14 protein-coding genes, 20 tRNA genes and 2 rRNA genes (1 of these 36 cut by a window edge) are annotated in these 18,907 nt (G+C 45.1%); 4 read left to right on the top strand and 32 right to left on the bottom strand.

Features of this window, described 5'->3' with window-relative positions:
- Positions 1–58: 58 nt before the first annotated feature.
- On the top strand, positions 59–1,645 hold the full coding sequence (gene pckA / locus MKZ11_RS10155; protein WP_340794316.1) for a phosphoenolpyruvate carboxykinase (ATP): 1,587 nt from the start codon (positions 59–61) through the stop codon (positions 1,643–1,645).
- A 149-nt stretch (positions 1,646–1,794) separates the two neighbouring features.
- Here pckA and MKZ11_RS10150 read toward each other — a convergent pair whose 3' ends face one another.
- The 5 genes from MKZ11_RS10150 to MKZ11_RS10130 all read right to left on the bottom strand — a co-directional run bounded on the left by MKZ11_RS10150 (position 1,795) and on the right by MKZ11_RS10130 (position 4,177).
- A complete protein-coding gene (locus tag MKZ11_RS10150; protein ID WP_340794314.1) occupies positions 1,795–2,586 on the bottom strand; it encodes an alpha/beta hydrolase family protein in 792 nt (263 codons plus the stop codon).
- Positions 2,576–3,037, bottom strand: coding sequence for an NUDIX hydrolase (locus tag MKZ11_RS10145; RefSeq protein ID WP_340794312.1), 462 nt, complete (start codon positions 3,035–3,037; stop codon positions 2,576–2,578). The genes MKZ11_RS10150 and MKZ11_RS10145 overlap by 11 nt, the downstream gene beginning before the upstream one ends.
- Positions 3,038–3,083: 46 nt before the next feature.
- A complete protein-coding gene (locus MKZ11_RS10140) occupies positions 3,084–3,392 on the bottom strand; it encodes a transposase (RefSeq protein WP_340794310.1) in 309 nt (102 codons plus the stop codon).
- 89 nt (positions 3,393–3,481) lie between these two features.
- A complete protein-coding gene (locus MKZ11_RS10135) occupies positions 3,482–3,634 on the bottom strand; it encodes a putative motility protein (RefSeq protein WP_340794308.1) in 153 nt (50 codons plus the stop codon).
- A 93-nt stretch (positions 3,635–3,727) separates the two neighbouring features.
- Positions 3,728–4,177: a Dps family protein gene (locus MKZ11_RS10130; RefSeq protein ID WP_067206501.1), complete on the bottom strand. Its 450-nt coding sequence runs from the start codon at positions 4,175–4,177 to the stop codon at positions 3,728–3,730.
- A gap of 103 nt (positions 4,178–4,280) precedes the next feature.
- On the opposite strand from MKZ11_RS10130, the gene yidD reads away from it, so the two are divergent.
- Positions 4,281–4,511, top strand: coding sequence for a membrane protein insertion efficiency factor YidD (gene yidD, locus MKZ11_RS10125; RefSeq protein WP_340794307.1), 231 nt, complete (start codon positions 4,281–4,283; stop codon positions 4,509–4,511).
- A gap of 160 nt (positions 4,512–4,671) precedes the next feature.
- Positions 4,672–5,640 (top strand): metal ABC transporter solute-binding protein, Zn/Mn family, encoded by a 969-nt coding sequence (locus MKZ11_RS10120; protein ID WP_340794305.1) that lies wholly within the window; start codon positions 4,672–4,674, stop codon positions 5,638–5,640.
- Positions 5,641–5,726: 86 nt separating this feature from the next.
- Here the strand turns inward: MKZ11_RS10120 and MKZ11_RS10115 are convergent, their stop codons facing one another.
- From MKZ11_RS10115 to MKZ11_RS10095, 5 genes are all read right to left on the bottom strand, one after another.
- Positions 5,727–7,172, bottom strand: a complete 1,446-nt coding sequence (locus MKZ11_RS10115; protein WP_340794303.1) for an o-succinylbenzoate--CoA ligase — start codon at positions 7,170–7,172, stop codon at positions 5,727–5,729.
- A 95-nt stretch (positions 7,173–7,267) separates the two neighbouring features.
- Positions 7,268–8,086 (bottom strand): 1,4-dihydroxy-2-naphthoyl-CoA synthase, encoded by an 819-nt coding sequence (gene menB, locus MKZ11_RS10110; RefSeq protein WP_340794301.1) that lies wholly within the window; start codon positions 8,084–8,086, stop codon positions 7,268–7,270.
- Positions 8,083–8,928 (bottom strand): 2-succinyl-6-hydroxy-2,4-cyclohexadiene-1-carboxylate synthase, encoded by an 846-nt coding sequence (gene menH / locus MKZ11_RS10105; protein ID WP_340794298.1) that lies wholly within the window; start codon positions 8,926–8,928, stop codon positions 8,083–8,085. The genes menB and menH overlap by 4 nt, the downstream gene beginning before the upstream one ends.
- Positions 8,921–10,633, bottom strand: coding sequence for a 2-succinyl-5-enolpyruvyl-6-hydroxy-3-cyclohexene-1-carboxylic-acid synthase (gene menD, locus MKZ11_RS10100; RefSeq protein ID WP_340794296.1), 1,713 nt, complete (start codon positions 10,631–10,633; stop codon positions 8,921–8,923). Before menD ends, menH begins: the two co-directional genes overlap by 8 nt.
- Positions 10,626–12,011 (bottom strand): isochorismate synthase, encoded by a 1,386-nt coding sequence (locus MKZ11_RS10095; protein WP_340794295.1) that lies wholly within the window; start codon positions 12,009–12,011, stop codon positions 10,626–10,628. The genes menD and MKZ11_RS10095 overlap by 8 nt, the downstream gene beginning before the upstream one ends.
- Before the next feature lie 805 nt (positions 12,012–12,816).
- Between MKZ11_RS10095 and MKZ11_RS10090 the strand changes: the two genes are divergently transcribed.
- Entirely contained in the window at positions 12,817–13,557 is a 741-nt protein-coding gene (locus MKZ11_RS10090; RefSeq protein ID WP_340794293.1) for a TraR/DksA C4-type zinc finger protein, read from the top strand.
- A 97-nt stretch (positions 13,558–13,654) separates the two neighbouring features.
- Here the strand turns inward: MKZ11_RS10090 and MKZ11_RS10085 are convergent.
- The 22 genes from MKZ11_RS10085 to MKZ11_RS09980 all read right to left on the bottom strand — a co-directional run.
- A tRNA-Glu gene (locus tag MKZ11_RS10085) sits at positions 13,655–13,726 on the bottom strand.
- Positions 13,727–13,736: 10 nt separating this feature from the next.
- A tRNA-Ser gene (locus MKZ11_RS10080) sits at positions 13,737–13,827 on the bottom strand.
- Positions 13,828–13,838: 11 nt separating this feature from the next.
- Positions 13,839–13,913 (bottom strand) — tRNA-Asn (locus MKZ11_RS10075).
- A gap of 1 nt (position 13,914) precedes the next feature.
- Positions 13,915–13,991 (bottom strand) — tRNA-Ile (locus MKZ11_RS10070).
- Between the two features lies 1 nt (position 13,992).
- Positions 13,993–14,066 (bottom strand) — tRNA-Gly (locus MKZ11_RS10065).
- Positions 14,067–14,073: 7 nt separating this feature from the next.
- A tRNA-Phe gene (locus MKZ11_RS10060) sits at positions 14,074–14,149 on the bottom strand.
- Between the two features lie 62 nt (positions 14,150–14,211).
- Positions 14,212–14,287: transfer RNA gene (locus MKZ11_RS10055), tRNA-Asp, on the bottom strand.
- A 3-nt stretch (positions 14,288–14,290) separates the two neighbouring features.
- Positions 14,291–14,365 (bottom strand) — tRNA-Met (locus MKZ11_RS10050).
- A 40-nt stretch (positions 14,366–14,405) separates the two neighbouring features.
- A tRNA-Ser gene (locus MKZ11_RS10045) sits at positions 14,406–14,498 on the bottom strand.
- 17 nt (positions 14,499–14,515) lie between these two features.
- Positions 14,516–14,592 (bottom strand) — tRNA-Ile (locus MKZ11_RS10040).
- Between the two features lie 7 nt (positions 14,593–14,599).
- A tRNA-Met gene (locus MKZ11_RS10035) sits at positions 14,600–14,673 on the bottom strand.
- 22 nt (positions 14,674–14,695) lie between these two features.
- Positions 14,696–14,771 (bottom strand) — tRNA-Ala (locus tag MKZ11_RS10030).
- A gap of 82 nt (positions 14,772–14,853) precedes the next feature.
- Positions 14,854–14,930 (bottom strand) — tRNA-Pro (locus tag MKZ11_RS10025).
- Between the two features lie 40 nt (positions 14,931–14,970).
- Positions 14,971–15,047 (bottom strand) — tRNA-Arg (locus tag MKZ11_RS10020).
- A 22-nt stretch (positions 15,048–15,069) separates the two neighbouring features.
- Positions 15,070–15,155: transfer RNA gene (locus MKZ11_RS10015), tRNA-Leu, on the bottom strand.
- A 7-nt stretch (positions 15,156–15,162) separates the two neighbouring features.
- Positions 15,163–15,237 (bottom strand) — tRNA-Gly (locus MKZ11_RS10010).
- Positions 15,238–15,245: 8 nt separating this feature from the next.
- A tRNA-Leu gene (locus MKZ11_RS10005) sits at positions 15,246–15,327 on the bottom strand.
- Between the two features lie 31 nt (positions 15,328–15,358).
- A tRNA-Lys gene (locus MKZ11_RS10000) sits at positions 15,359–15,434 on the bottom strand.
- Positions 15,435–15,440: 6 nt separating this feature from the next.
- Positions 15,441–15,516 (bottom strand) — tRNA-Thr (locus MKZ11_RS09995).
- 17 nt (positions 15,517–15,533) lie between these two features.
- A tRNA-Val gene (locus MKZ11_RS09990) sits at positions 15,534–15,609 on the bottom strand.
- Between the two features lie 141 nt (positions 15,610–15,750).
- Positions 15,751–15,866, bottom strand: a 5S ribosomal RNA gene (gene rrf / locus MKZ11_RS09985).
- Positions 15,867–16,019: 153 nt separating this feature from the next.
- A 23S ribosomal RNA gene (locus MKZ11_RS09980) occupies positions 16,020–18,907 on the bottom strand; it runs 45 nt beyond the window's last position.

Raw genomic sequence — 18,907 nt, 5'->3', positions numbered from 1 at the left:
TAAGAAATGTGATGACACCCAATTATATGGGACTATACGCAAAGGACGGTACATAATTATGATATCTGCGAAAATTAGCGACGACCTTAACAAACTTCTTTCTGGTGAAAATGTAAAAGTTCAACTTTCAGTTCCACAGCTTGTTGAAAAAGCGATCTCACGAGGTGAAGCCCAACTGACTTCAGATGGAGCAGTTACGGCTCAGACAGGAAAGTATACAGGTCGTTCTCCTAAAGATAAATATATTGTCGAGGAAGCGTCCTCCAAAGACAAAATCGATTGGGGCAGCGTCAATCGTCCAATCTCTTCCCAAAACTTCGATTCACTATATAATAAAGTGATTAATCATTTGAAAACAAAAGATGAGCTGTTCGTCTTTAACGGTTTCGCTGGTGCAGATCCTGCTTCACGTCTTTCCATACGCGTCGTGAATGAATTTGCATGGCATAACCTGTTTGTTCACCAGCTGTTTATCCGTCCGACAGAAGAAGAGCTAGCAACACACGAAGCACAATTTACAATCGTATCGGCTCCTTCATTTAAAGCGAATCCTGCAATAGACGGCACGAATTCTGAGACATTCATTATTGTCTCAATGGAAAAACGTATTGTTCTTATCGGCGGAACTGAATATGCCGGCGAAATGAAAAAGTCAATCTTCTCTATTATGAACTACTTACTTCCTGAACAAGATATCATGCCGATGCACTGTTCTGCAAACGTCGGGGAAGATGGAGATGTTGCATTATTCTTTGGTCTCTCTGGAACAGGCAAAACAACGCTTTCTGCAGATGCTAACCGTAAATTGGTCGGCGACGATGAACATGGCTGGTCTGATACTGGTGTATTCAATATCGAAGGCGGCTGCTATGCAAAATGTATTAATTTATCTCAAGAAAAAGAACCTGAAATTTTCGGCGCAATTCGTTTCGGATCCGTTTTAGAAAACGTTGTCGTTGATCCCGATACGCGCATTCCCGATTATGACGATGGCACATTGACAGAAAACACACGTGCAGCATATCCGATTCAGGCAATCGATAATATCGTCGATCCTTCTGTAGCAGGTCATCCGAAAACAATCATTTTCTTGACGGCAGATGCATTCGGCGTACTGCCTCCAATTTCTAAGTTAACGAAAGAGCAGGCGATGTATCACTTCCTAAGCGGTTTCACTTCTAAACTTGCTGGAACTGAGCGCGGAGTCACTTCACCTGAAGCCACTTTCTCAACTTGTTTCGGATCACCTTTCCTTCCACTTCCAGCGACAGTATACGCTGAGATGCTCGGGAAGAAAATCGATGAGCATGGTGCACAGGTCTTCCTTGTTAACACAGGCTGGACTGGCGGCGTCTATGGCGTCGGTAAACGTATGGATCTCAAATATACACGTGCAATGGTACGCGCAGCACTTGCAGGTAAATTGAACGATATTGAAACAGAAACGAACGGCGTATTCGGCCTTGAAATGCCAACATCCATTGAAGGCGTTCCAACAGAAGTGTTGAACCCGCGCAATGCATGGGCAGACGGTGATGCTTACGATGTAAAAGCAAACGAATTGGCAAACATGTTCCGTGAAAACTTCAAGAAATTCGGTACAGTTTCTGAAGATATTTTACGTAAAGGCGGACCAGTTGCATAACTAAAACTGAAACGGATTAGCACATTCACTTGTGCTAATCCGTTTTTTTGTGCGACGAAACTGTAATTGCTACACTTCTCTCCAATTTGCACCTTTTCCCACAGATAAATGCTCCAAACTTTTCACGTTGAAAATTAATTTAACCCTATTCACTTCCCTTGCCTTCTCATCCAACCACATAAATCACGTACAAGCTGAGCGTTCATAGCAGGTGGGATGAAGTGCGTGTACTCAGGAAAGTACCATGTTTCATAGACTTTATTGTGTTCAGATAATGCGTTTTCAAGTAATCTTGCTTGTTGGAAGGACACATTCTCATCAATCATGCCGTGAATGATGAGTACGGCTGCCTCAATTTCATCTATACGAAACAATGTCGTTCGTTTCCTGTATTCATCTGGCATATTGTTCGGTGTACCGCCGATAACCCTTTTCATCATCCTTCGCATATCTACCCGTTCTTTGTATGTAAATATGATATCGGATACACCTGCCCATGTAACGACCGAAGTGATATCATCTCTTAAAATAGCAGTCCAAAGTGCCATGATACCGCCTCGCGAAAACGCAAATAAATGAATTCTTTCCGCATTTATTTTCCGGCTCTGCTTCAGCACATCGACAGCGCTCACTGCATCTTGACGGTCTGCCCCTGCAAACTCATCCCGGCCTTCTCCTCCCCTATTCCCACGATAATAGGGTGCGAAGACAACGAATCCCTGAGAAGCAAACTGGGCGATTCTAGCAGGACGAACCATTCCCATATGCTGCATACCGCCCCTTAAATAGATAATGCCTTCATAATTCCCCGCTGCAATTGGTTCCGCCATAAGCCCCTTCACTTTCAAACCATCTGATAAATATGTAATTTCTTCAAGGCTGACATTCGGGTTTGGAGAAGGATAAGACCTGCTATGAACAATAGCACCATCATGACTCATGTTCTTCCACCCACTTTCTTAATACTTCCATTCCTGTATCTTTCATATGAAAACTTAATTCTTCGCAAGCATCAAGTTCTTCATTTGACATCCACAGTGCGCCTTCCGTTTCGTAAAGTTTCGGATTATCAGCAATTTCTACAACTTTTCCTGTAAAAACTGCTTTACAAAAGGTGATATTGCTCTGAACGACATACTCGGCGAAATTAACAAGACCTGAAATAGTCACGCCTGTTTCTTCAATTGTTTCCCGAATAGCTGCTTCCTCGATTGTTTCTTCCACTTCTGCTTTTCCGCCCGGAAATTCGATTCCTCTTAATGAATGTCGAGTTAGCAGCCATTTCCCATTATGTTTAAGTATAACGAGAACGTGTCTTGCTGGCATTCCAAACTGGTTCATTCCAAATGTCAGCTCAACACGCCCGCCATTTATATCATTAAATTCAAGCATGGTGATCACGTCCTTTTGTACAGTCTAGCGAAGGACAGCAATCCTTTCAACGGAAATACGGGAGCTTCTCGATAAAACGCTTCGACTTCTCATCCGTGAATTCATGAATAAGTGCATAAATCTTCATCGTGCGTTGATCGACGTTATGATTATTCCGCCCATAGTGATAAGGCATAAACGGTAAATGCGCTCTCAGGAAATTCCGGAATTCCAGTTCGTCTATCTGTTTAAATAAACGATGAAAAATCGGAATATACTCACGTTCGACATCGACCTCATATTCCCACGGTGAATCATCCGCCTGATAATAAATTTGTTGGTTCACGACCGAAACGTACATTTTGTATTTTTCCATGCCAACCATCCTTTTTTTCTTTTTAGCATGGCTCAATATGAATAAAAGCATGCATCCCCTTTTACTGGAGATACATGCTTTTTCTCAATTTACGCTTGCACGTCAACCGAAGCTCCCTTATGAGGATGGGCTGCAGCAGGCTGATCAGATAAACCTTTCAGCATTTCTGTTGCAGCTGAAGTGTTCATTGAAAGAGCATTGTTCAATACGCTCATCTGAACAGTCGATTGTAAACTTCTCAATTGACTTGCCATGATGGAGGTCATATCCACTTGCCATCACTCCTTTCACAAGCTTATTATCGGCATTTTTCTAGTATTTTCAATAAAAAATAATTATTTGTTATCTTCACCGAGAAATGCATTCAGCATCCATTGATGTTTTTCGATACTTTGATATGTCGCGTTCAACAAGTCTTCCGTCATATCGTCGCCATCTTTCGCAGCCAGTTGCATGCCTTTTTTCAACGATTTCATAATTTCACCGAAATCATTAACGACAGTTTTCACCATGCTGTCTTCTTTTTCATCTCCCGTTGCTTCTTTCACGACAGATTGTTCAAGATGTTCTTTCAGCGTTGCTACAGGATCTCCGCCGAGTGTTAAAATACGTTCTGCGATTTCATCCATATGTAACGTCGCTTCATTATAAAGTTCTTCAAACTTTACATGTAACGTGAAGAAATGATGACCTTTTACATACCAGTGATAGTTATGGAGTTTCGCATACATCACCGACCACGTGGATACTTGAACATTCAATTCATTGATAAGTTCTTTAGACATAAAAAATCTCTCCCTTTTGTTGTTAGCTATAATTCATCTCTCTGTTCATTTACCACCAAACCCACTACAATAAACCTAGAGGCATTAATAGGGAGTAATCGAAATGAAGAAAATCTTGATCGGTATCATTAAATTATATCAAAAAATTATTTCGCCATTGACACCGCCTTCATGTCGTTTCTATCCAACCTGTTCCCACTATGGGATTGAAGCGGTTGAAAAGCATGGAGCATTAAAAGGTTCCTGGCTTGCTGTACGCAGGATTTCAAAATGCCATCCATTCCATGAAGGCGGTTTTGACCCAGTGCCGGAGAAGGATTCGGACAAAATGTAGGATTAATAGCAAGACGGTTCGGCAAGAATGCTGAGCCGTTTTTCTTTGTTCAAAATAAAATTGCTCATTTAGTTGCCAAATCGGAATCTCTCTTGTATGATAAAAAAGCAAGTTACCTAAATCGGAATCATTACTATTAAAACACGGAGGATATTACCCTATGAACAAGAAACTATTATTAATCGTTTCACTAATTACAGTTTTACTACTCGCTGCTTGTGGCACTAAAGTTTCAACAACAGAAAAAGCTGCAACCGGAACAACTAATGATAAGCTCTCCATTTATACAACTGTCTATCCACTTCAATACTTCACGGAACGAATCGGCGGCGACTATGTGGATGTGAAGTCTATTTATCCCGCTGGCTCGGATGAGCATACATTTGATCCTACTCAAAAAGATATGATGGCACTTGCTGATTCAGATTTGTTTTTCTATGTGGGACTTGGGCTTGAAGGTTTTGTGGATAATGCTAAGAAAACCTTGAAGAATGAACATGTAAAAATGATAGCGACGGCCGAAGCAATTCCTGAAGAAATGCTTGATGAAGGACATGAAGAACACGAAGAACATGAAGGTCACGAAGATCATGATCATGGCAGTCTCGATCCGCATGTCTGGATTTCACCAGTGCTAAGCGTCGAACTTGCAACTTCCATCAAAGAGGCATTAAGTGAAGCGGCTCCCGAAATGAAAGTTGAATTCGAGAAGAACTTTGACCAATTGAAAGTTGAACTTGACGAACTCGATGGTAAATTCAAAGAAATGGCGGACAATGCCCCATCTAAAACGTTCTATGTTTCACATGCGTCATTCGGTTACATTGCCCATTCTTACGGCCTTGAGCAAGTCGCCATTGCAGGACTCAATTCTCAGAGTGAACCTTCACAAAAGCAATTAGCCGAAATCGTGAAAGAAGCAAAAGAAAGGAACGTCCACTCTGTACTATTTGAACAGAACGTATCTTCCAAATTAACAGAAGTCGTCCGCAAAGAACTCGGTGCTGAATCACTTATGCTTCATAATCTAGGTGTATTGACAGTTGATGATATAAAAAACAACGAAACTTATTTTTCTTTGATGGAGCAAAACATCGAAACGTTGAAAAAAGCATTGAGTGGTAAGTAATTAAAGTAAGGCCGTCCCGTATACCGATCTTCTGGTATACGGGACGGCCTTTTTTGCGATTTGCTATGACAGTCCAAACTCTACCTTTACTCCGAGTCCAACAGTTCTTTCAACTTACGCCGCAATAATTTCTTGGATGCATTTCTTGGAAGTTCGTCGATAAAGCGAAATAGTTTCGGTACTTTATAGCGGGCCAACCGCTCTTCACAAAACGATGTTAACTCTTCCGCGGTTACATTTCCTGACACAACAACGAACGCAACCGGGACACTTCCCCACTCGGAATGTTCTTGCCCGCAAACACCTGCCTCACGGATATTCGGATGCGCTGCAAGTACATTTTCAATTTCGGCCGGGTAAATATTTTCACCGCCTGAAATAATCAAGTCAGATCTTCTATCAACAATGTATAAATAGCCTTCTTCATCAAGATAACCGATATCGCCTGTCGGAAGCCAGCCATCGTCCAATGGATCTAAACTTGCGAAACGGCCGATATAGCCAGGCGTAACGTGGGGACCGCGTATAAATACTTCCCCTTTTTCATTAGGGGTAGTTGTTTCGCTGATCTTGATTTGATTGAAAAATAATGGTTTACCTGCAGACCCCAACTTTCTCATAGCATCAGCCGCAGATAGGGTAGCTGTTTGTGAGCTAGTTTCCGTCATGCCATATGTTTGAAGTACGGGAACTTCAAGTGTCTGTGCCCGGTTCAAATAATCGATTGGCACTGGACCACCCCCTGCAAGCATCGTTTTGAACCAGGGATGGGCCCCCATACTGTCCTTTTCAAGTTCCCGAAGGACCTTATCCAATGTAAGTGAAACGACGGACATCCGTGTCACTGACCCATTCTGAATTGCTTTCGCAGATCTAACGGCATCAAACTTCTCATGTAACTGGATCTCCATTCCATAAAGCACAGAACGGACGAGAATCGAGAAACCGCTAATATGGAAGAGCGGCATCGCACAGAGCCAGACGTCTTCTTCATCTAGCCCCAGATTCAAAACTGACGACAGCGCACTTGAAACGTGGTTGCCCGCTGTTTGTCTTACACCTTTAGGAAATCCCGTTGTGCCTGAGGTATACATAATAGTGATGGTCCTGTCGGATTTCCATATTTCCTGGGTCACAAATGATTGTTCAGCACTGGCATTAATTGCAGAAAAAGTAAGCTGCTGCATCGTCGTATCAGCAATGAAGCCTTTTAATTCATCTGCCACGATAACCGTTGTGGCACCTGAATCCTCCAATTGGTATTCAATTTCTTTTTTCGACAATCGACTGTTCAACATGACGATTTCAAGTCCTGCGAGTATACAAGCATGGATTATGAATACCATTTCTGCATTGGAAGGTCCAAGTAGAGCAATCCGACTTCCCTCATTCAGGTCGTTCGTTCTCAGTTTTCGTGCGAGAATCATTGCACGCTCTTTTAGCTGTGCAAATGTCCACTTGTTATCTTCAAAAGAAAAAGCAGTTTTGTCAGGCGTTAAATATGCGCGCTGTATTAACCAGTTTGGAATCATGCAATCACCTTCCATTCAGAAAAAGCTGCCCGATGAGAGGCAGCTTTCTTAGTTTTTATTCAGTGTAAGCACCAGAATGCTTTCACTTTTATTGATTAAGGAAAGCGCGGGAATTGCCCGAAGTCCGGTTTGCGTTTTTCTTTGAATGCGTCGCGGCCTTCTTTCGCTTCGTCTGTCGTGTAATAAAGAAGTGTTGAGTCGCCAGCTAATTGCTGAAGTCCCGCAAGTCCGTCCGTATCCGCATTCATTGCCGCTTTTACGAAACGAAGTGCCGTCGGGCTCATACCAAGCATCTCCTCACACCATTGTACGGTCTCGTCTTCCAGTTGCTCGTAAGGAACCACTGTATTGACAAGCCCCATGTCAAGCGCTTCCTGTGCATTATATTGACGGCATAGGAACCAGATTTCACGCGCTTTCTTATGTCCGATGATTCGTGCCAAGTAGCCCGAACCATAACCTGCGTCGAATGAACCGACTTTTGGTCCTGTTTGTCCGAAAACCGCGTTTTCTGCAGCAATCGTCAAATCACAAACGACATGAAGAACATGTCCGCCGCCGATTGCATATCCTGCAACCATTGCGACAACCGGTTTCGGTATAACGCGGATCAGACGTTGCAAGTCTAAAACGTTAAGACGTGGTATTTCATCATCCCCGACATATCCGCCGTGACCGCGTACAGATTGGTCTCCGCCTGAACAGAATGCTTTCTCGCCTTCCCCTGTCAGCACGATAACACCAATGCTTTGGTCATCCCGTGCACGTGAAAATGCGTCGATTAATTCCATTACCGTTTTAGGTCGGAATGCATTGCGCACTTCCGGACGGTTGATTGTTACTTTTGCAATGCCGCCATACTGTTCATATTTGATGTCTTCGTATGTACGTATCGTTTCCCATTGACGTGTCATAGTGATCCTCCTCGATTTTTCAACTCTGAAATATGTTCCTCTATCATTGTAGCAAATGTATCCGGTTTTTCCACATGAATTGCATGTCCAGTATGATCTATCGTTTCATGGCGGACATTAGGGAAATAGCTCTGCATTTCCCGGGAAATATTTACGAATTTCGTGTCGAGTTCCCCCGTTATGAGCAAAACAGGAAGATTGACTGTATGGAGTCTGTCCCAATAAGAAGCTTGGCTGCCTGTTCCAATTCCGCGCAAGCTATTTGCAAGGCCCGTTTCACTTTGACTAAGTCGTTCGTTTTTCACTGCCAACTGTTTTTCCGCCAGCAATTTCTTTTGTGATGAGAACAAGGGAATATTTCCCCAGAAATCGATGAATGCCCGCAATCCCTCTGACACTATTCTGTCCGCCAATCGGCCGTCAGCTGCTTGGCGTTCCATTCTCTCGTTTTCTGTTTTCAAACCTGGGGATGAACTCTCAAGAATCAACGATGTCACCCGCTTTGGATAACGGATCGTATAAGCGAGTGCAACACGCCCCCCCATTGAATAACCGACCAATTTAAATTGTTGAAATGATAACGCATTAAAAAGTTCTTCTAGATCCTCGACTTGCTCGTCCATGGAGTAGCGGTTAACATCTCGTGGAATACTCGTTTTCCCATGTCCAGTCAAATCGATAGCTACTGTCCGGTATTTACCTTTTAGCATTTTGGTCACTTCTTGCCATGTTGCAGTACTTCCTGTAAAGCCATGCAAGAAAACGATGGTTGGTAAATCCTCTGCACCTGCGGTTTCCACATAATAATCGATTCCCCGGACACGGATAGTATTTTCATTCATCCTGATCAAGTCTATTCGTAATTTGGGCCCATAGCTCACGATGAGCTTTTACATTCGCCTGGCGATTCGTGAACACTTCAATGATGCGCACTGGCTTATCTTTGGCTTTAGCTAGTTCGATACTGAATTCTTCAGGCGTTCTGATTACAGCATACTGGGCATTGTACATTGCGGCAATATGGTCGAATGTCAAGCCTGTCGGGGTACCAAATAGTTCTTCAAAATGATCATCTGTTTCAGCTTGTGGAAGATACGAAAATATTCCACCGCCGTCATTATTGATAATGACAATGGTCAAATCTGACTCGTGAAAACGAGTAGCAATGAGTCCGTTGACATCATGCAGGAATGATAAATCGCCAATTAACAACCATGCCGGCCGCTGTCTCGCAGCTTGAATACCAAGAGCCGTCGAAACAACACCATCGATACCATTCGTGCCGCGATTCGCAAATATGGTGACGTCCTTTTCTGTCTTCCTAAAAAACGTATCGACATCACGGATTGGCATGCTGCTGCCGCTTACAAGATCGCTGCCGCTAGGAAGATGCTCAAATAACATTTTTGCAAAAATGCCTTCGTCGCCCTCAGTCCCCTTATAACTGTCTGTAATTGCGGATGCTATATCATTCGCTCCTGCCCATAACTCCGCATAAGACGTCTTAGGTTTATCCACAATAATTCGCATAATATTTGCGGGTGATGTTTGAATATGATGCGTAACAACGCCCAGTGAATCTCGAAATTCTGGTGATTCGTCCACCGCAATAACTGTCGCAGGCCGAACCTTTTTCAAATAAAGCGATAGTGGTTTCGCTACTGGCTGTGCACCGAATCGAATCACCGTATCAGGTATGGCTTTCTCTTTGAATACCTTGCTTTTTAATATCGCGTCATAATGATCGATACAAAGCGACACACATTCTTCTGGCAATTCCGCACGAAGATTTGATAGTGGGTCACATAATACAGGCCATTCCAGCGCATTTGCAAACTTCCAAAATGCAGCTTTATCAAATCCAACCGGCATGTCACCAGCAATAATGAATCCCTTCTCTGAATCGGTAAGTAACTGCATTATTTGTTGTACTGCAGATGCATCCAAGCTATCTGCACCTTTAATCTGTTTTTGGAAAGTCGATTTCGGCACTTCCCGATCAAAATCAATTAGAAGGGGTTCCCGGAAAGGCACATTCAAATGAACTGGACCGCGGGGAACCGAAGTTGCCACCGACAAAGCCCGGCTTACATGCCGATCGATAAAGTCATCAATATCCGTATTATTTTCCGCAAGCGGGAAATCAACGCTATATTTCACATGCTTACCATACATTCGAATTTGATCGATTGCCTGCGGTGCACCTACTTCTCTTAACTCAGGAGGCCGATCTGCAGTGATGACAATTAGCGGGATGCGCGCATAGTACGCTTCTGTAATTGCAGGATGATAGTTCGATGCTGCTGTCCCAGACGTGCAGAGAAGGACGACAGGAGCACCTGACGCCTTCGCCAATCCCAACGCGAAATAGGCAGCCGATCTTTCATCGACTTGCATATAAACATCAAGTTCTTTTGTTGATGCAAAAGCATAGGCAAGTGGTGTCGAACGTGAGCCTGGGCTGATAACTGCTGCCTTTACATCTGCCTTCATCAGTCCATCCGTTATTCTCCGAACATAATCCGTTAAAGCTGTACGGTTATCCATTCAGTTTTCCTCCAAGCGCCCGCATGACAGGTCTGAATTTCACCCATGTTTCATCGTATTCCTTTTCTGATTCAGAATCCGCCACGATTCCTCCACCTGCGTATAAATAAGCGCTGTCCCTGTCAAGAAGTGCAGAGCGGATGGCCACAGCGAATTCACCGTTTCCGGCCGTGTCTGTCCAGCCAACTGGCCCAGCATAATAACCCCGATCCATATCTTCCTCGGAACGAATCATTTCCATTGCTATCTCTCTCGGGACTCCACCGAGCGCCGGGGTGGGATGAAGTGCCTGAACTAAACTAAATATATCAGTTCCTTGTTCAACTTTGCCCTCAACTGGTGTGAATAAATGCTGAATATCCCGTACTTTCATTAATCTTGGAAATTTTGAAATCATAACATCCGTACAGAACGTTTGAAATACTTGTGAAATCATATTAACAACGTATTGATGCTCTTCCCGATTTTTGCTGTCATCGATAAGCTCATCACCGAGTTCGCGATCTTCAGCTGCCGATTTGCCACGTTTAATAGACCCTGCGACACATGCCGAGTACGCACGCCCGTTAGAAATTTCAATCAGACGTTCCGGCGTAGCACCGAAAAATAGCTGGCCCTCTTTTTGCAAACCAAAGTGATAGCTTTCTTGCTGTTCATTTGAAATATGATGGAGTGCAGTCACAGCCGACACTTCATCTGCAAAATTAAGTTTCACCGAACGTGCAATAACTACTTTTTCAGCTTCTCCATTATTAATTTTCTTTGTGACACCTTCAACAGACTTCATATAATTTTCTTTCGATAGTTCCTCTATGGATACGACTTCCGGTTTTAAAAGAAGTGCGGATTCCTCCACTTGTGCAATATGAATTAGCCGATCCCTTTCGATCCGTAACCCTTCAAACTGTTCTGCTGCATCATTACTTTCTGTCACAAGGTTAATGGAGATTGCTGTCTTGCCATTCGTAATCGATAGTTGGAAAGATGGGACTACGAAGTAAGCGGTTGGGAATGAGCTCCACACTGAGTTCTTGACACTTTTCGGATCAAATGAGAAGCCTCCGAATAGAACAGGTTCTTTATCATTTTCTTCTTTAATAAGAGCAGCACACAATTTTTTCCAACTGGCGGAAATTTGTGAAAAACGTTCATCTGCTCCCTCACTTTCCAATACAGTAGCATGTCCAATTCCAACAAGTGTTAATGTTTTATCTGCATTTTGCCAATAAAAACGTTCATCTTTATAACACGAATCCCCTGCTTCAAAAAATGCAAGTGGTGAAATCCGTCCCGCATCGACAGTTTCAGTGAAAAATCGTAACTCGTTCTGACTTATATTCAATTGAGATTCAGGGGTTGCGGTCAACTTCCGGTTCATTATTTTCCCTCCGTACATTCATTCGACTAATTAAGAGCATATACCTATATTCTATCATACCGAATTCGTGCCGTTTCAGCACATAATAAGCAGTGTGTATGTTCACTCCACTCATTTTGGATTACAATAACACGGTCCTTAAAATGATAGGGAGAGAACTATATAGCAACAGACAATAAAAGCTCTCCGAAAGGCGTATTTGGTGACAGCGTATACGCCTTTCGGAGAGCCTTTTTCCGGTGTAGTTAAGGGAATGCTGTTTTATCCTCATTGCATGCTATATGTAAACAGGAACAGTAACGACAGATGTAATTCAGTTCTCCATTCCAAGTATGTTGCTAGTCGGCAAAATTATGCTGCAAATACTATACGAGATTTGGAAGGCCATAAGGAAAGCGGCCGAAAAACACTTGCAATTCTTGTTGGCCGCTCCAATGCAATCCCAATTTTAATGTTGGTTTTTATACTTTCTTATGCCTAGATTATAGCGCTGGTCATCTTCGGCCATCTTACTTCAGGGGCACTACTTGTATTTCTTGGCCTCAAGAAACCAGCAACAGGAATCAGCGTATTCCGGAAAGCACAGAAACCGTTATAGATTAAAACTCTACACTTTCTTCTCTTTCAATAAAAAAGCCCGAAGCATCGTTTTAAATGATGCTCTGGGCTTTTTCGTATTCATATGTTTAAACCGGTCGTAATAAAGGGAAGTTAATGAATAATAGACAACAATCTATTCCTTTATCAATTACCAAAGATTTAAATGAACAACCTGTTGCTATTACTAAAAAGGACGTGAGAAAACGTGTTGAATGAAAATCAGAAAAATACATTAAAAAAAGAATTACTTGAAATGATGAATGACTTAACAAAAACGGAAGAAGAAACGGATATTAAAGAAAGTGCTCAGGATGCTGCTGGTGAGTTATCGATGTATGACAATCATCCCGGCGACATGGGCACAGAACTGTTTGAAAGGGAGAAAGACATGGCTTTACACATACATGCTGGCTCTGAGCTAGACAAAGTGGAAAGCGCCTTACAAGCGATGGTGGATGGTTCTTACGGTAAATGTGAAGTGTGCCAAGAAGATATTCCCTTTGAACGTCTTGAGGCAGTCCCTTATACAACTCTCTGCATTAATCATGCGACAGAACAAGAAGTACCCAACGACCCGCCTGTCGAAGAAGATATTCTTATTATGGCAAACCCCAATTCATTTGCCGATAGAAGATCTGGGGCAGCCCGAGACGGAGAAGATAGCTTTCAGGAAATAGCGAAATCTGGAACATCCGAAACTCCATCCGATTTCATTGGAGATCATGATAACTATAATACTTTATATGACACAGATATTACAGACGGTGCAGCTGAAGATATCGAAGAATTCACAGGTACCGATATTAACGGTAAATCACGCGGTTTTGTCAGATCAGATGCTTCAGAAAAGTATGAAGCGGAGCTGGACGCTGAAGGAATCGAATCCCCCCTTGGTGATATTCCTTACCATGAAAAGGACAGTTATACTGATAATGAAAAGAAGTGATATTATACCATAAGCCATTTAGGCTTATGGTATAAATGGACAAATTAAAAAGTAGCATTACAAGTTCACTAGAAACTTGTAATGCTACTTTTTTGCATGACCCCTACGGGATTCGAACCCGTGATACCGCCGTGAAAGGGCGGTGTCTTAACCGCTTGACCAAGGGGCCAAAATATATATGGCGGAGAAGGAGGGATTCGAACCCTCGCACCGCTTTCGCGATCTATACCCTTAGCAGGGGCACCTCTTGAGCCGCTTGAGTACTTCCCCATATATATAAATGGCTCCGCAGGTAGGACTCGAACCTACGACCGATCGGTTAACAGCCGATTGCTCTACCACTGAGCTACTGCGGAATGGTGGGCCTAAGTGGACTCGAACCACCGACCTCACGCTTATCAGGCGTGCGCTCTAACCAGCTGAGCTATAGGCCCTTGGAGCGAGTGAAGGGAATCGAACCCTCATCATCAGCTTGGAAGGCTGAGGTTTTACCACTAAACTACACTCGCATAATAATGGTGGCTCAGGACGGAATCGAACCGCCGACACAAGGATTTTCAGTCCTTTGCTCTACCGACTGAGCTACTGAGCCATATATTCGGTTCACATTAAGCAGTTAGCTTAACTTAAACCTTACTATACTACTAATAAAAATGGCGGTCCCGACCGGGATCGAACCGGCGATCTCCTGCGTGACAGGCAGGCATGTTAACCGCTACACCACGGGACCATTTGGTTGCGGGGGCAGGATTTGAACCTGCGACCTTCGGGTTATGAGCCCGACGAGATACCACTTCTCCACCCCGCGACAACAATATATTACTTTTTCTTACACCACTTTTAAAAAATGGAGGAGGTAGAGGGATTCGAACCCCCGCGGGATTTGACTCCCCTGTCGGTTTTCAAGACCGATCCCTTCAGCCGGGCTTGGGTATACCTCCGTGATTATATAGAATAGTGGTGGACCTTGCAGGACTCGAACCTGCGACCGGACGGTTATGAGCCGTCTGCTCTAACCAACTGAGCTAAAGGTCCTTTAAGATGGCGGCAGAGGGGATCGAACCCCCGACCTCACGGGTATGAACCGTACGCTCTAGCCAGCTGAGCTACGCCGCCAGGATCTTTATTGAAATTGTGTTGGTGGAGCCTAGCGGGATCGAACCGCTGACCTCCTGCGTGCAAGGCAGGCGCTCTCCCAGCTGAGCTAAGGCCCCATTCTAACTGATTATTATTTAAGCAACAAATCTGCTTAAAATGGTGGCTTCTTTAAGCGGTGAAGCTGCTTAAAGATCTTAATGGTCGGGAAGACAGGATTCGAACCTGCGACCCCTTGGTCCCAAACCAAGTGCTCTACCAAGCTGAGCTACGTCCCGTTAAATTATGAATTATAAAGTGCAAATTGAAAAGTTATAATGGTGCGCCCGGCAGAAGTCGAATCCACAACCTCCTGATCCGTAGTCAGGTGCTCTATCCAATTGAGCTACGAGCGCATATGATTAAAAATGTTATTAATGCCGAGAACCGGAATCGAACCGGTACGGTAGTCACCTACCGCAGGATTTTAAGTCCTGTGCGTCTGCCAGTTCCGCCACCCCGGCAAAAATATGGAGCGGAAGACGGGATTCGAACCCGCGACCCCGACCTTGGCAAGGTCGTATTCTACCACTGAACTACTTCCGCATTATAAGTGCGGGTAAAGGGAGTCGAACCCCCACGCCCGAAGGCACTAGATCCTAAGTCTAGCGCGTCTGCCAGTTCCGCCATACCCGCAATATAAATCATGACTGCTAAGTCATAAAAATGGTGAGCCATGCAGGATTCGAACCTGCGACCCTCTGATTAAAAGTCAGATGCTCTACCAACTGAGCTAATGGCTCGAAAAGTGGTGCCGGAGAAAGGACTTGAACCCTCAACCTACTGATTACAAGTCAGTTGCTCTACCAGTTGAGCTACTCCGGCGAAAGAATTAAAGTAAATGGTGGAGGATGACGGGCTCGAACCGCCGACCCCCTGCTTGTAAGGCAGGTGCTCTCCCAGCTGAGCTAATCCTCCTGGGTTATATTTTATAATGAATTGATAAATTCATCAGCATTTTCATCCACACTGTTTTTTCTATGTATTAATTGCTTGTCCCACTATGTGTGAAATGCAAGCCACTTACTACAAAGACTTTTTATGTAATGAATCTCACAGGCCCGGCGGCGTCCTACTCTCACAGGGGGGAACCCCCAACTACCATCGGCGCTGAAGAGCTTAACTTCCGTGTTCGGTATGGGAACGGGTGTGACCTCTTCGCAATCGTCACCAGACCTGCATCATCTTTTCTCAAAGACAATATTCATTATATCAGTTTCTAAACTTAATTGCAAGTACTTTTTTTTATGAACGGTACTTATTCGCTCAAAACTGAATGAAATAGACATTGTGCTACACGAATCAGGGTAATCAAGCCCTTTTCAAAATTGGTTAAGTCCTCGATCGATTAGTATCCGTCAGCTCCACACGTCGCCGTGCTTCCACCCCAGACCTATCAACCTCATCTTCTTTGAGGGATCTTACTTACTTGCGTAATGGGAAATCTCATCTCGAGGGGGGCTTCATGCTTAGATGCTTTCAGCATTTATCCCGTCCATACATAGCTACCCAGCGATGCCTTTGGCAAGACAACTGGTACACCAGAGGTATGTCCATCCCGGTCCTCTCGTACTAAGGACAGCTCCTCTCAAATTTCCTGCGCCCGCGACGGATAGGGACCGAACTGTCTCACGACGTTCTGAACCCAGCTCGCGTACCGCTTTAATGGGCGAACAGCCCAACCCTTGGGACCGACTACAGCCCCAGGATGCGATGAGCCGACATCGAGGTGCCAAACCTCCCCGTCGATGTGGACTCTTGGGGGAGATAAGCCTGTTATCCCCGGGGTAGCTTTTATCCGTTGAGCGATGGCCCTTCCATGCGGAACCACCGGATCACTAAGCCCGTCTTTCGACCCTGCTCGACTTGTAGGTCTCGCAGTCAAGCTCCCTTATGCCTTTGCACTCTGCGAATGATGTCCAACCATTCTGAGGGAACCTTTGGGCGCCTCCGTTACTCTTTAGGAGGCGACCGCCCCAGTCAAACTGCCCGCCTGACACTGTCTCCTGCCCCGATAAGGGGCATGGGTTAGAAGTCCAATACAGCCAGGGTAGTATCCCACCAACGCCTCATCCGAAGCTAGCGCTCCGGAATCCAAGGCTCCTACCTATCCTGTACAGGCTGCACCGGAATTCAATATCAGGTTACAGTAAAGCTCCACGGGGTCTTTCCGTCCTGTCGCGGGTAACCTGCATCTTCACAGGTATTATAATTTCACCGAGTCTCTCGTTGAGACAGTGCCCAGATCGTTACGCCTTTCGTGCGGGTCGGAACTTACCCGACAAGGAATTTCGCTACCTTAGGACCGTTATAGTTACGGCCGCCGTTTACTGGGGCTTCAATTCGAAGCTTCGCTTGCGCTGACCTCTCCTCTTAACCTTCCAGCACCGGGCAGGCGTCAGCCCCTATACTTCACCTTGCGGTTTTGCAGAGACCTGTGTTTTTGCTAAACAGTCGCCTGGGCCTATTCACTGCGGCTCTCTCGGGCTTTAACACCCTACCAGAGCACCCCTTCTCCCGAAGTTACGGGGTCATTTTGCCGAGTTCCTTAACGAGAGTTCTCTCGATCACCTTAGGATTCTCTCCTCGCCTACCTGTGTCGGTTTGCGGTACAGGCACCTCCCGCCTCGCTAGAGGCTTTTCTTGGCAGCGTGAAATCAGGGACTCCGGGGAATACTCCCCTTGCCATCACAGCTCAATGTTATAGGAACGGGATTTGCCTCATTCCACACCTCACTGCTTAGACGCGCATAACCAACAGCGCGCTCACCCTATCCTACTGCGTCCCCCCATTACTCAAACGGCGGGGAGGTGGTACAGGAATATCAACCTGTTGTCCATCGTCTACGCCTTTCGGCCTCAACTTAGGTCCTGACTAACCCTGAGCGGACGAGCCTTCCTCAGGAAACCTTGGGCATTCGGTGGAAGGGATTCTCACCCTTCTTTCGCTACTCATACCGGCATTCTCACTTCCAAGCGCTCCACCAGTCCTTACGGTCTAGCTTCGACGCCCTTGGAACGCTCTCCTACCACTGACATCTAAGATGTCAATCCACAGTTTCGGTGATTCGTTTAGCCCCGGTACATTTTCGGCGCAGCGCCACTCGACCAGTGAGCTATTACGCACTCTTTAAATGATGGCTGCTTCTAAGCCAACATCCTGGTTGTCTGGGCAACGCCACATCCTTTTCCACTTAACGAATACTTGGGGACCTTAACTGGTGGTCTGGGCTGTTTCCCTCTCGACTACGGATCTTATCACCCGCAGTCTGACTCCCAAACATAAATCATCGGCATTCGGAGTTTGTCTGAATTCGGTAACCCGGGATGGGCCCCTAGTCCAAACAGTGCTCTACCTCCGAGATTCTTAAGTTTGAGGCTAGCCCTAAAGCTATTTCGGAGAGAACCAGCTATCTCCAGGTTCGATTGGAATTTCACCGCTACCCACACCTCATCCCCGCACTTTTCAACGTACGTGGGTTCGGGCCTCCAGTAAGTGTTACCTTACCTTCACCCTGGACATGGGTAGATCACCTGGTTTCGGGTCTACGACCCCATACTCTGACGCCCTATTCAGACTCGCTTTCGCTGCGGCTCCGCATTCACTGCTTAACCTTGCATGGAATCGTAACTCGCCGGTTCATTCTACAAAAGGCACGCCATCACCCATTAACGGGCTCTGACAACTTGTAGGCACATGGTTTCAGGATCTATTTCACTCCCCTTCCGGGGTGCTTTTCACCTTTCCCTCACGGTACTGGTTCACTATCGGTCACTAGGGAGTATTTAGCCTTGGGAGATGGTCCTCCCGGATTCCGACGGAATTTCACGTGTTCCGCCGTACTCAGGATACACTCTGGAGAGAATGGACTTTCGACTACGGGGCTTTTACCCGCTGCGGCGGACCTTTCCAGGTCGCTTCGTCTAATCCATTCCTTTGTAACTCCGTATAGAGTGTCCTACAACCCCAGGAAGCAAGCTTCCTGGTTTGGGCTCTTCCCGTTTCGCTCGCCGCTACTCAGGGAATCGATTTTTCTTTCTCTTCCTCCGGATACTTAGATGTTTCAGTTCTCCGGGTGTGCCTCGTTTACGCTATGTATTCACGTAAACGTACTGTCCCATTATGGACAGTGGGTTTCCCCATTCGGAAATCTCCGGATCAAAGCTTACTTACAGCTCCCCGGAGCATATCGGTGTTAGTGCCGTCCTTCTTAGG

Source organism: Sporosarcina sp. FSL K6-1508 (assembly GCF_038007465.1).
Classification (GTDB): domain Bacteria; phylum Bacillota; class Bacilli; order Bacillales_A; family Planococcaceae; genus Sporosarcina; species Sporosarcina psychrophila_B.
This window is presented reverse-complemented; position numbering and strand designations above follow the sequence as displayed.